10 protein-coding genes and 1 tRNA gene are annotated in these 13,690 nt (G+C 34.9%); 2 read left to right on the top strand and 9 right to left on the bottom strand.

Going from position 1 to position 13,690, the window contains the following annotated elements:
• Positions 1 to 2 precede the first annotated feature (2 nt).
• Complete coding sequence (locus OZP09_RS01305) at positions 3 to 2,072, top strand: alpha-glucuronidase (RefSeq protein WP_281310140.1); 2,070 nt, start codon at positions 3 to 5, stop codon at positions 2,070 to 2,072.
• Between the two features lie 21 nt (positions 2,073 to 2,093).
• Here OZP09_RS01305 and OZP09_RS01300 read toward each other — a convergent pair whose 3' ends face one another.
• Both OZP09_RS01300 and OZP09_RS01295 read right to left on the bottom strand, forming a co-directional pair.
• Entirely contained in the window at positions 2,094 to 2,618 is a 525-nt protein-coding gene (locus OZP09_RS01300; protein WP_281310139.1) for a hypothetical protein, read from the bottom strand.
• A 245-nt stretch (positions 2,619 to 2,863) separates the two neighbouring features.
• Complete coding sequence (locus tag OZP09_RS01295; protein ID WP_125720493.1) at positions 2,864 to 3,325, bottom strand: Lrp/AsnC family transcriptional regulator; 462 nt, start codon at positions 3,323 to 3,325, stop codon at positions 2,864 to 2,866.
• 156 nt (positions 3,326 to 3,481) lie between these two features.
• Here OZP09_RS01295 and OZP09_RS01290 point away from each other — a divergent pair, with 156 nt between their 5' ends.
• Entirely contained in the window at positions 3,482 to 4,474 is a 993-nt protein-coding gene (locus OZP09_RS01290; protein WP_269236120.1) for a bile acid:sodium symporter family protein, read from the top strand.
• 231 nt (positions 4,475 to 4,705) lie between these two features.
• On the opposite strand, the gene OZP09_RS01285 is transcribed toward OZP09_RS01290, so the two are convergent.
• From OZP09_RS01285 to OZP09_RS01260, 7 genes are all read right to left on the bottom strand, one after another.
• Complete coding sequence (locus OZP09_RS01285; RefSeq protein WP_281310138.1) at positions 4,706 to 5,734, bottom strand: methionine synthase; 1,029 nt, start codon at positions 5,732 to 5,734, stop codon at positions 4,706 to 4,708.
• A 29-nt stretch (positions 5,735 to 5,763) separates the two neighbouring features.
• Positions 5,764 to 6,768, bottom strand: coding sequence for a DUF1852 domain-containing protein (locus tag OZP09_RS01280; RefSeq protein WP_269236118.1), 1,005 nt, complete (start codon positions 6,766 to 6,768; stop codon positions 5,764 to 5,766).
• A 755-nt stretch (positions 6,769 to 7,523) separates the two neighbouring features.
• On the bottom strand, positions 7,524 to 9,449 hold the full coding sequence (locus OZP09_RS01275; RefSeq protein WP_281310137.1) for an RICIN domain-containing protein: 1,926 nt from the start codon (positions 9,447 to 9,449) through the stop codon (positions 7,524 to 7,526).
• A 388-nt stretch (positions 9,450 to 9,837) separates the two neighbouring features.
• Positions 9,838 to 10,575: an IS21-like element helper ATPase IstB gene (gene istB, locus OZP09_RS01270; protein WP_056251131.1), complete on the bottom strand. Its 738-nt coding sequence runs from the start codon at positions 10,573 to 10,575 to the stop codon at positions 9,838 to 9,840.
• A gap of 16 nt (positions 10,576 to 10,591) precedes the next feature.
• On the bottom strand, positions 10,592 to 12,139 hold the full coding sequence (gene istA / locus OZP09_RS01265; RefSeq protein WP_269236116.1) for an IS21 family transposase: 1,548 nt from the start codon (positions 12,137 to 12,139) through the stop codon (positions 10,592 to 10,594).
• Positions 12,140 to 12,290: 151 nt separating this feature from the next.
• A complete protein-coding gene (locus OZP09_RS22570) occupies positions 12,291 to 12,530 on the bottom strand; it encodes an Arm DNA-binding domain-containing protein (protein WP_349293632.1) in 240 nt (79 codons plus the stop codon).
• Positions 12,531 to 12,842: 312 nt separating this feature from the next.
• Positions 12,843 to 12,923: transfer RNA gene (locus tag OZP09_RS01260), tRNA-Tyr, on the bottom strand.
• Between the last annotated feature and the right edge of the window lie 767 nt (positions 12,924 to 13,690).

The following is a 13,690-nucleotide window of genomic DNA, read 5'->3' as shown; positions in this document are numbered from 1 at the left end:
GATTGAACCTGAAAAAAATAGCAGCCTTTTTAATTTTAATATCCACAACTTTTAATCTTCATGCAGAAGACGGACATCTTCTTTGGCTACGTGCAAAAAGTACGGGAAAAGTAACTATTGTTTGTTCCGGTAAATCTTCAACTCTAGCTATTGCCAAAAAGGAGCTGGAACAATCCTGGCAAGGTAAAAACGGAGCTAAACTTCTTTTGAGTATAAAAAAATCCAAAGCAATTAAAGGTGATGGTTTCAAACTTTCTGAAAATGAAATTCAGGCCAATACAGAACTTGGGATCTTATATGGTGTTTATGAACTTTTACGTCGCCAGCAAACCGGAGAAGAAATTCAAAATAAAATATACAATCCTTCCTACGAGCGAAGAATCTTAAACCATTGGGACAATCTGGATGGTTCAGTGGAACGTGGGTACGCAGGAAAGTCAATTTTTTGGCATGATATGGAAAAGGGCTTTACAATAACGGATAAGGACAGGATATTATGGAAAGAATATGCGCGTGCCAATGCTTCTATCGGGATTAATGGGGCAGTTTTGAATAATGTCAATTCTTCAAAATTGATGCTAACTACTGAATGCCTTCAGAAGGTAAAAGCAATTTCCGAAGTTCTGCGTCCGTATGGTATAAAAACATATCTGTCGGTTAAATTTTCTTCCCCGGCATTAATTGGCGGATTAAAAACTTCTGACCCTTTAAATACTGAAGTAATTAAATGGTGGAAAGATAAAACAAAAGAAATTTACAAAATCATACCTGATTTTGGAGGCTTCTTAATTAAAGCCAATAGTGAAGGAGAACCTGGCCCACAGGATTTTGAACGAACTCATGCTGATGGGGCTAACATGCTTGCTGATGTGGTTAAACCTTACGGAGGTATTATTATGTGGCGTGCTTTTGTATATGAAATTAACAGCAAGGACAGGGCAGCACAGGCTTATAATGAGTTCATGCCGCTTGATGGCCAGTTTCGTGACAACGTAATTATTCAGGTAAAAAATGGACCTGTTGATTTTCAGCCACGCGAACCGTTTAATCCACTCTTTGGAGCAATGAAAAAAACGTCTGTAATGCCCGAATTACAAATTACTCAGGAATATCTTGGCCATTCAGAACAATTAGTCTATTTGGCAAAGATGTGGGAAGAGTTTTTGAAAAGTGATACCTATCAGGAAGGGGTAGGAAGTACCGTTGCCCTTACGACTGATGGAAGTCTTTTTCCTCAAAAATATACAGCAATTGCAGGTGTCGCTAATATTGGTTTGGATGTCAATTGGTGCGGTCATCATTTTGCACAGTCAAACTGGTATGCCTTTGGCCGCATGGCCTGGAATAATCAAATTACAAGTGAAAAAATAGTAGATGAATGGTTAAAATTAACTTTTTCTCCAATCGATGTAAGAGATAGTAAACCATCTGATTGGAAAAAAAACTTTCTTGAACCTGTAAAGCAACTAATGTTAGAAAGTCATGAGGCAACTGTAAATTATTCAATGCCACTTGGACTTCATCATATTTTTGCAGGTTTAAACAATACCCATTATGGTTCTGGGCCGTGGTTTGAGCCTAAAGGAATCCGTACTGACTGGACAGCAGCTTATTATCATAAAGCAGATGTTTCTGGAATTGGCTTTGACCGAACAGCAAAAGGTTCCGGAGCTGTAAGTCAATATCATGAGCCACTAAAAAGTCAGTTTGAAAATATTGAAACCTGTCCTGAAATATATTTATTATGGTTTCATCATTTACCATGGGATTATAAGATGAAAAATGGACGCATTCTTTGGGATGAACTTTGTTATACTTATGATAAAGGTGTAAAAGAAGTACGAGAATTTCAAAAAATATGGGATAAGGCGCAACCTTATATGGATGAACAGCGTTTTTTTGAAGTGCAAAGTAAACTGCGTCGTCAGAGCAGGGATGCTCAAATATGGAAAGACGGTTGCTTGCTTTATTTCCAGCAGTTTAGTAAAAGACCGATTCCATTTGATATTGAACGTCCTGTATATGATTTAGATTATTTATCAAAAACGGATTTGACTGATTATTTAAAATAATAATGAAATTGATTTTCGTGGTTAAATACCATTAGCAGCCTTAAAACGTTGTGTAGCTGTATATAGAAGAGCTTCTTTCTTGTATATAGCATTGTAAAGCATCTTTTTTTGTCGTGCCAGTTCCATAAGCTTATTTAGGCCATTGTCTAATTCATCTTTCTTTAATGTTTTCAGAATTGCCTGTTGCTCTATTTCTTTTTTATCGAATATATGAAGATCTTTAAGAGATTGATAATATTCCAGGGAGGCAGTTTTTAGCGACTGACCTTCCGGAATATCATCAGTAGATAACTTGCTTATATCTGATATAAGAATATCGAAATCTATTGCCTGTTGATCCACTGCCTTTATAGCATTTTTATAATCTTCTTTTTCGAGATATTCCAGCTTTTTTTCTCCTGAGCCTTTTTTACCAACAATAATATCAAAAGCTCTGCGCTCCGATTGATCAAGCGATTCCTTAAAATCGATCGCGTTTGATGAATTACAGGAAATCATCGTTATAAATAAAAATGCGGTTAGAAAAATACTACAACTGTTTATCATGCGGTCTTAATTAGTGTTAATTTTTAAAACTATGTTTTTTCTTTTATACTAATATATTAAAATGATCTTATGAAAAAAAGCAATAAAATTATAATGACATTAAAATTTATAAAGGTTTGTTTGTGTGAAAATTGGAGCAGGAGGGGAACTTAAACATCTAAACTCGTTTCTGTACTATGTCTTAGATTATTTCGGAAACTTAATAATACACCGATTCTGAGCCGAAATTAAAATTAATAATGAAGTTATAGATTTATGTTGTGCAGGTTTTTTATTTCTGACATTACAAAAGTGCTCTGCGTACTGCCGATACTTTCGACGGAGCCTAATTTATTAAAGACGAAATTTTGGTAATGTTTCATATCCTTTGCGAAAACCTTAAGAATAAAATCATAATCTCCTGAAATGTTATAACATTCTACCACTTCATCAATTTTCATAATATCCTCGACAAAGCTGTTGCCAATGTTACGATCATGCTGTTTGAGCTTTATATTGCAAAAAACAATAAATCCATGGCCAAATTTCTCATGGTCAATTAAGGCAATGTATTTTTTGATGTAGCCATTATTCTCCAGCCTTTTTACACGCTGCAATACAGGAGTTGGTGACAGATTTACCTGCGCGGCAAGTTCTTTGATAGTAAAACTTGAATTGTTTCCTAATATTTTCAGCAAAAGCAGGTCGGTAGTATCTAGTTCTTCCATAGAATAAAAATCTTTTTAAGTTTCAAAATTACATTTAAAAAAGTAAATAATACTTATTTTGACTCATAAAACAGCTGAATTCTCTTAAGTATTAGTATTATGAAGCTTTTTTAGTTGTATAAGATAACTTTGCGCAGAAAATTAAACTGAATAAAATTGAAGAAATTATTAAAAGTATTAAGTAAAGCAGGTTTTGACGGCTTTTTATTAATGATTGGCACTATGATTTTGCTGGCTTATTTTTTGCCGAAGCCTGGTATGGTCAAAGAACCAGTTTCGCTGGAAGAGATTGCCAATGTAGGTGTGTCGTTGATTTTCCTTTTTTATGGTTTGAAGTTGAGTTTTGAAAAACTAAAGGCTGGGCTTTCAAACTGGAAAATGCACATTGTGGTTCAGTTGACAACCTTTTTGTTTTTTCCGCTCATCGTTTTGGCTTTTCGACCCTTGTTTGTCAACTCCGGATTTGAGCTGCTTTGGCTGGGTGTATTTTTTCTGGCCGCGTTACCATCAACAGTTTCCTCTTCGGTGGTCATGGTTTCCATCGCCAAAGGGAATATTCCCGCTGCCATTTTTAATGCGAGTATTTCAAGTTTGATTGGAGTAGTGGTTACTCCACTTTGGGTTGGGCTGTTCATCGCTTCTGCAACGGGCGATTTTGATGTCACAGATATTTTTATAAAACTGATTCTTCAAGTATTACTACCTGTTATTATCGGTATCACCCTCAACTCCCGTTTTGGCGCCATTGCTGAAAAATATAAGAAACAGCTCAAATATTTCGATCAGGGAGTTATTCTCACTATTATTTACACATCTTTTTGTAAATCATTCTCCGAGCATCTTTTTGAAGGCTTCACTGTCGTCGAACTTGCCGGACTCGCTGCGGGGATGATAGGATTATTTTTTGCTGTATTCTTTTGTGTCGGACTGCTTAGTCGTTTGTTTGACTTTTCAGATGAAGATCGTATTACGGTCTTATTTTGTGGCTCTAAAAAGTCATTAGTCCACGGTACCGTCATGTCAAAAGTACTTTTTCAGCACAGTACCATCACGGGTATCGTATTACTGCCGCTTATGCTTTATCATGCCTTTCAATTGATTGCCGCCAGCATCATCGCTCAGCGTATGGCTCGACGAAACGAAGTATAATTTTTATTGAAGTGCCTCTTTCTTTTTCGGTAAAAAAACAATCGGGGCTAATTTGTTCTTGATATCACCAGAATAGGGGTGAAGATTCGCCATTATTTGTCTAATCCTTTTCGATCAAGGATTAGACAAGTAATTTTACAGCAGTAAACTATATCTGATTTTTAATATTAAAAGTAAATTTTGGATGGGCTTCTTGCAACTTTAATTCAAGGAAGCATCTTATAATTGGAATTAAATCCCAAATTCCTTGCGTATAATTTCTGCCCCTGCACTTAAAGCACTTAATTTACCTCTTGCTACATTTCGGGATAAAGGAGCCATACCGCAGTTTGTCGAAGGATAAAGATTTTCGATAGCTACAAACTCAAGAGTTTTACGCAGCGTATCAGCAACTTCTTCCGCTGTTTCAATAGTGTTGGTTGCCACATCAATTGCACCGACCATTACTTTTTTACCTCGAACCAGTTCAATTAAATTAAAGGGCACACGAGAGTTGTGGCATTCTAATGATACAATATCAATTTTTGATTTCTGGATTTTAGGGAAAATTTCCTCGTACTGGCGCCATTCTGAACCCAAGGTCTTTTTCCAGTCATTATTAGCTTGTATTCCGTAACCGTAGCAGATATGCACAGCAGTCTGGCATTTTAGACCTTCAATTGCTCGTTCTAATGCAGCCATTCCCCAATCGTTTACTTCATCAAAGAACACATTAAATGCCGGTTCATCAAACTGGATAATGTCTACACCAGCATCCTGAAGTTCTCTTGCTTCTTCATTCAGCAATTTCGCAAATTCCCATGCCAGTTTTTCCCGGCTTTTGTAATGGTCATCGTATAAGGTATCTACCATTGTCATCGGACCAGGCAATGCCCATTTTATAGGTTGATCTGTCAGTTTACGTAAAAACTTAACATCTTCAACAAAAACAGCTTTTTGACGTGCAACTTCACCCACAACAACAGGAACACTTGCATCGTAACGGTCACGAATTTTTACAATTTTACGATTTTCAAAATCTACACCGCTTAAATGTTCGATAAAAGTGGTTACGAAATGCTGGCGTGTCTGCTCACCATCACTAATTATATCCACGCCTGCCAATTGCTGTTCCTGCAAAGAAATGCGTAAAGCATCCTGTTTTCCTTCAATTAACTGATCTCCTTCTAATTTCCAGGGTGACCAAAGTTTTTCGGGTGGCGCAAGCCAGGCAGGTTTGGGTAAACTTCCCACAATTGAAGTAGGTACTAATTTCTTCATAATGAAATAATTTTAATGTGTTGTAATAATTAAAGATCAAAATGGGCAGACCACTGCTCTAAGACACTTTTGTAAGGCTTAATAAAATGCTCTTCTGCATATTTACCCTGTTCGACAGCCAGTCGGCTGCGCTCTTCGCGGTCATAATCGACTCGGGTGAGTGAATAATCTTCGTGTTTAAGACTAGGCTGGTAGATTTTCCCGGCCGCTGAATTTGAATTGTAAATTTCAGGGCGATAAATCTTCTGGAAAGTCTCCATCGTACTGATTGAGCTGATTAGTCCAAGATCAGTATAATCAGCAAGCAGATCTCCGGAATGGTAAAAAGCCATCGGTGCCACACTGTTCGGCGGCATGAAAAAACGAACTTTTAAACCCATTTTAGAGAAATATTCATCAGTGATAGAGTACTCATTTTGCAGATATTCAAAACCCAGAACCGGATGCTGATACTCAGTACGAGTATACGTTTTGTTGCCGGATACACTTAGACAGATTATCGGTGACATCTTAAAGTACTCTTTATAAGTAGCTGAATTCACAAAGCATTTGTAAAGTTTTCCGTGCAGGTCACCAAAATTTTCAGGAATACAAAAATCAGGTTTATTTTTATTGTGCTCGATCAATAAAATACTGAAATCATAATCACGGACATAAGAAGAAAAATTATTTCCGGCGACACCTTCGATACGCTGGTTAGTCTTGCGGTCAAAAATATTCGTTTTTAAAACTTCAATCAATGGGAGATTGTTAATACGATTCTTATCATCAATACTCATTGTTACCGTGATGATTTCAAGTTCTACAAGATAACGGTCTGCTTTAGGATTATCCAATTGAGCCAATGCATTGAATCGATTGTTAATCATATTTAAGGCATTGCGCAAGTTCTGCTGACGATTTTCTCCTCTGGCCAGGTTTGCAAAATTGGTTGTCAGACGCGTTTGGCTTGAGGGGTGATAGTTTTCATCTAAACAAGTGCTCTCGAGCTTGAATGCAAAATCAGACTTAATTGTATTACCTATATTTTCCATATCTTTCTTTTTGTTTATTCCTGAATCTGCTAATACGATTGCTACTATTAAATTCAGAGTAGTTATTTGTACTGCAAATTTTAAAATAAAAGATTAATAATTCAAATACTTGTAATTAATAAGGTAATTATACTGCATATGATTTATTTATAAGTTAAATAATCTTTTTTGTAATATTGTAATGAATAAAAACAGATAATTTCTCTTTATATACTTAGATACGATTGATTTGAAATTCTGATCATCAATTGAATTTGTTGTTGTTTAAAGGCTTAAAAGAGGCAAGTTTTTTAGTTTGATGATAATGGGGCTTTATTTTAATTAATGTTATCTGTTATTAGAAGAAACGCAAAATGATGCTACAGCTTAAAAAAAACATCGTGTTATGACACAAAAAACAGATGTCGAACTGCAGCGCAGAATGATTGATAATTATGAGTAAATAGCCGAAGCAAATTATATAGAATGATGCCCTTAAGTAAAAAAGATGTGCTTCAAAAAAAAGTCATAAAAGCAAATCAGGTTTATATTTTTTCTCCTGACCAGCTGCAATGACAATCAGTAATAAGAAGCAGTATCTGGGAAACCTTATTTTGTTTTGGAAACCTGCATTCAAATGGATTTGTTACAAACTCTAAAATATAAAAATTAGTATGATTTAATATTTAACCCTTACTTAATTCAGTAAGGGTTAAAATTTATATAATATAAGTAATTATAATAATCTTAAAAATTATATCTTTTAATTTAACAGACTATTCAATTAATATTTTTTTGGTAGTTGTACCTGAATTTTGATATATCGTCACAAAATATAAACCCTTTGTAAGTTTTGCTCTAATGAGTTCATTAGTATTAGATTTTAGATTTTTTGTTTCATATAATTGTTCGCCATTAACTGAGTACAGTGCTAAAGAATAATTTTCGTCTGATTGTGAAGATAAATATACGTTAAACTCTCCTCCAGTTGCTGGATTAGGATATATTTTGACATTCGTGTCAATTTCTATATTATCTGCTGCGGTATTTTTCTCAATTGCAGTTTTTGCAGTAGTAGTTCCTACTTTATTGAACTTAAATAATTGACATGAAGTTCCGTAATATTCCCAAAGCTGAAGGTTTGCTGTACCGTCCATATTGCAATTTGATATATCCCAGCCTTTTGATGTATTAACAGCAGATTTTATACTATAATAGCCATTGCCAACATCTGTTACCAGCCATTTTTGAGCATCATTATTATAACTATCCCAAAGTCTTATCGATTTACCATTTGTTGGGTCTGCACTCTCGAGATCTATTACACGTCCTGTTGAACTCGCGTTTGATTTAAAACGCCAATAGCCGTTACCTGCATCAACAGCAATCCATTGCTGTGCTGTAGCTCCTGATTTATCCCAAGGACGAATTACAGTACCATTTGCATTAGTTCCATATTTAAGATCCAGGACTTTATTTGAGTTTGTTTTAAATTCAATTTCATAAACAGCATTGTTTATTAGAGTGTTGCAGCTTTGCGAGGGTATATTATTGTTTGCATATTCAGAGAACCATTGCTTAACAGGTGCAGCGCAAGATTCCCAACTGTTGTTGAAAGCGGTTGTAACATTATAGGGATCTCCGTTTGTTATCAATCCTTCAGGAGCAAGTAAATTCCAACTGCAATTTCCTGTGGCATCAATCCTTCCTTTCAAATTCAGACCAAAACCGCTTGTCGTTCCCTGACCCCATGTTTGATCGCCAGAAGGAGACCAATCTGTTTCGGTTATCATAATAGGTGCTACATTAGCAATCGGTTGTACATTGGCATTCCAGGCATTATTAAAACTGGTGGCATTTTCTGCATTTGCCCCCCAATATCCTGGATAAACATGCACAGCATAGCCTATATTTCCTCCTGTTATTAAATGATTTGGATATCCTTGGTAATGAGACTGATATCCTGTTCCTGGTATCCAGCAAACATTATTGGCACCATTAGCTCTAATTCTATTTACTAAATCCTGGAAGAAATTATGTAAAGCGGCAAAATGCTCATCGCCAGTAGCCCCCCAATTTCCATTTGTTCCGAGTATTTGTATAGGCTCATTGGCTAATTCAAACATAACATTATCCACATTCTTTAAATTTGGATGGTTGGATAAATACTGCCATACAGTTCTTAAGTAATTGTGGTAGTTGTCTCCAAAAGCAATTCGTTCAGGACAAACTCCTGGAGGACGAAGTACAACATAGAGACCTCTGCTTCTTGCATGATTGATTAAAGGAATTATAACCTGATCTACATAAGTTACCAGTCTATTGTAGTTAAAACATGAAATGTTGTTTTCGCCTGCAGAACAGCCAGGTGTATTGGTCCAGTAAGGATCAATATGAAGTCTTATATAATTTAATTTCCATCCGTTATTTGTATTTGTGAGTGCATCCATAACAGCATTATTATAATTTAGACAACCCTGGACATTATAATTGTCCCAACGGCACTGATTATACGAGCAGCCATTAAACCAGGGACTGGGTGTTATGGCAACGCCATGCAGTAAAACATTTTTTCCGCAGGGATCCTTTAAATTTTTGCCTTCAATATGTAGCGGAGGTAATGGCATTCCCGGCCATGCAAATAATTCCATTAGAGGAATAAACACTAAAAACAGAAAAAGTAATTTTCGAAATCTTTTCATAACTTATGGTTTTTAATAGTTAGTAAATAACCTTCTTATAAGTAGGTTTTTACTGCTAATTTAACGATAAATATTCTTAAAAAAACAACCGATTGTTTTATTTTTTTAAGAAAATTCCTTTACGATTTTTAAAAACTGGGGCGGGAAGTAATTAGATAAAAATAAAAAACGGACTAAAATGGTAGATAGCGCCATTGTTATCGTAAAAAAACTTGATTGGAGATGTATTGCAAATTCCGGTTATATTGATCACCCCATTCCGTTTTAAAGTGAGCACCTGATTCCAGTTCAAAATGACCACCTAATTCCGGTGCAAAGTGAGCACCTCCGTTTTGATTAAAAACTATATTTTTTCATCTGTTAATTAGTATTCAAATATAATAAAATATCACTCTTTGTTTATTCCTCTTTTCTTTCTCATGGATTCTCCATGTAATTCAAGCCTATGAGATTGGTGTATAAGTCTGTCTAATATTGCATCGGCTATCGTTTTTTCTCCAATTATATCATACCAGCCTTGAACTGGTATTTGTGATGTCACGATTATAGAGCCGTTATTATGCCTGTCCTCTATGATCTCCAAAAGAGTAATTCGGTTATGGCTGTCAAGTGCCTGAAGTCCAAAATCATCAAGTATTATAACATCCTGTCTTTGTATTTTGGTAAGTTCCCGTAGATAAGTACCATCTGCTTTAGCCATTTTTAGTCTAGCGAACAATTTTGAGGTATTAAAATAACTTACCTTAAAACCCTGTATACAGGCTTGATAACCTAATGCAGTACCTAAATAACTTTTACCGACACCGGTGCTTCCAGTGATTAAAATGTTTTCGTTTTTCTCTATAAATTCGCATTCTGCCAGACGCAGTACCATGTTTCGGTCCAGGTTACGTGATACATCAAAATTGATACTTTCAATATTTGATTTGTAATGGAATTTGGCATTAGTGATACTTCGTTCAATACGACGATTGTACCTTTCATCCCATTCTGCATCAATAATCATCGATACAAACTGGTCAAGGGTATAATGATCTGTTTTCCCGCTTTCAATGGCTGTTTTAAAAGCATTAAACATGCCATAAAGCTTCATTTGTTTCATTTTGGTTACTGTGGATTCATTCATTTTTTCAAGATTTAATTTAGTTATAATAGTGTTTTCCTCTTATGTTACTGTGATCGGGAAGTTCCTGCTCAGGTTCTTGATCAAAATCAATATGATCCAAGTTGTTTTCTAAAATGTTTTGTATGGTCTTAAAATTGTAAATTTTAAAATCAAGTGCCCGCCTGCAGGCATTTATTAATCGCTGTCTGCCTACCTTTTTTTCAAAATTCAGTATTCCTAAACAGCTTTTATAAGCCTGTTCTGGATGATTTCTGCTTTCGATTATCTGCATTATATATTCTCCTACTGACTCATCAATATTATTAGCCCATTCAATGAAGCGGGCAGCACTCCATTGGGCTACAAATTGATGTGTACTGGCTAAATGCTCAGGAGTTGTTGTATAGACATAAGGTTTGTAGTTTCTTGGATGTACAGCTATTCGATTGTATTTATAATAAATCTCTACCGTTGATTTGGTATATAACAGCTTGGCTTTCTTCTTTACATATTGATACGGAACGCTGTAATAGTTTTTGTCCTGGCTTAATTGAACATGACCGTTTTGCATTACTGTTGCAAAAGACTGGTATTTAATTTCAAAACGATCTTGTGGGAGTGGACGCAGTTTTTCTTTCTCGTCTTCTAAAAATAATTCAAAACGGGAATAAGGGCGTCCTGTTAGTTTTCTGTTATTGTGAGAGTCAAGTAAATCCCAGATCTGCTGGTTTAATTCTTCCAGAGAAAAGAACTTAGTTTCTTTTATGGTTACATAAATCCTTCGATATAATATCTTAACAGCTCCTTCAACTAATGATTTGTCTCTGGGTCTGTAAGCTCTGGCAGGTAAAATTGTGGTTTCGTAATGTTCTGCTAAATCAGCCAGGGTTTCATTGATTGTCGGTTCAAAACGACTGCTTTTTATTACGGCAGATTTTAAATTATCTGGAACAATGGCGACAGGAGTGCCTTCAAAAAAGCGCATGGCATTTTCTACCGAGTCAACAAAGTATTCCTTTTGCTGGCTCATGGAAGCTTCAGCATACGTGTATTGGCTAGCGCCCAATATTGCTACAAAAAATTGTACTTCTTTGACTTCTCCAGTATCTATATCAATAATTGAGAGTGTCTTTCCGGCATAATCAACATACATTTTATCACCAGCCTTATGGTTCATATGCATGACCGGATTAACTCGTTTGCCCCATATATTGTAATGATAATGAAATTGTGAAGTTCGATAACCATCAGGATTTACAGCAATATATTGTTCCCACATATGCTGTACGGTAACGCCAACTTTTTTTAGTTCACGTTCCATTTTAGGAAAAAAATCATAAAGTGTCTGTAATCTCGGGCTAATGGCCTCTACACTAGTCTGGGAGAATAAAAGTTCCAGCTCTGCATCGGTTTTTTGGTCGATTAATTCAAAGCTTAATTCGAGAACTTCAAATAAAGAAATATATTTCTTTACCGTATTTCTTGAAAGGGATAAGTAGCTACTTATAAATAACTTACTCTTTCCATTACAATAGAATTTAATTACTTTTCTAATTTTACTCATGTCTGTTATTTTGTTTGCCATAATCCGTAAATTTTTAACGAATGTATGGTTCTAACAACATGAAAAAATCAATAGTTTTTAATACTTAATTCACCACAAAACTTGGTGGTCAATTTGCTCCGGAATTAGGGGGTCAGTTTGCTCCGGAACGGGTGGTCAATTTACTCCGGAATTAGGTGGTCAAATTGACCGGTTTTTCCACATTGATTTTTAAAGTCAGCGAATCCAAAAAGAAGTTCAGCGACTTTGCATCTTCCTTTGAGCCGACTGCTCTTTCGAACCTTTGATCCCACCGTGTATTATCCCATCTTCTCTTAGTTGAACTTTCCTTGCGGATACCGTCAACAGTTATTCTGAAATATACGATCCATTCTTTACTTTCTATTTTGGGTCTTTTTAAAAAGAATCCCAAACCAAAACTGCTTTCCAACGTAATCCTACTTTTTAAATTAATAAATGTAGAATAATATCACTTTAAAATCAAGTCGTTAATCTCGTTAACCCCTATAAAGTAAGGGGTTTTTGCTATTTCTGGTGCACTTTTCTGTGCGCCGAAAAGTGCACCGATTCTGCACCTTTTATTTTGTGAGCATTTATAAATATTGAAAACAGGACATAAAGCAAAAAAGCCAGTAAATCATCGGATTTACTGGCTTTAAGACATTTTTTAAGGCTTTTTGAAAAGATTGAAAACTTTAAGTTTTCCGCCTTTTTGGCCTTTCCGTGGGGAGAGCAGGATTCGAACCTGCGAAGTTCACACAGCAGATTTACAGTCTGCCCTCGTTGGCCGCTTGAGTATCTCCCCGATCTCAGCATTGATGCGCTTTGTTGTTCTAAGCGGTTGCAAATATAGGAACGTTTTTGATGTTTGCAAACAAAAATTGAACTTAATTTTAAGTTATTTTTTAATTCATTGGTAGTGAATAAAATAAAAACGAATATTTTTTACTTTCTTAAAATAAGTCAGGTGCCAGAAACATTTTCTCAGGTTCAAAAATGCTAAGAAACAATATTTATTAATCTAAATATAAACAAGCTTATAGAAAACGCTTAGTTATTAAAAATTTATCAGCTAAAAAAAGTACAGCTAAAGTCTTAGAAAATACTTTATAATAAATAACAAGAAAGGCTATCCTTTACGAATAGCCTTCCTCTTTTTATTCTAGTTTTAAAAAATTGTAATTAAAAAAAAACAGAAATAAAATAATTTTTAAAAGTAAAAATTTTACGAATTTTAAGATTTACTTTTTTAACGTATGTCTTTTAAACAATTGATTCATCTATTCAACAACAATCAATCAATTTCACGGCTTACCCTTTGGTTTTTTAATATATTTTTAGAAAGTTTTCAATTTTAATTCTCATCTATCGTAATCTCTTTGATAAATTGAAATAACAATTCTACTATTTAACCTTCGGTGTTACTATTTTTTTCTTGAAGTTGAAACATATGAATAAATCATTTGCTCATTGTTTTTAGTCTTATAATTAAAAACCATAAAAAAATGAGCGACAATTTTTTTAATTTTTCTCAAAAAAAGTCATTTTTTAGGTTAATAAATCAGTGAAAAG

It is taken from the genome of Flavobacterium flavigenum (genome assembly GCF_027111255.2).
Lineage (GTDB): Bacteria > Bacteroidota > Bacteroidia > Flavobacteriales > Flavobacteriaceae > Flavobacterium > Flavobacterium flavigenum.
The sequence above is the reverse complement of the archived record's forward strand: the minus strand, read 5'-3'. Positions and strand labels throughout refer to the sequence as shown.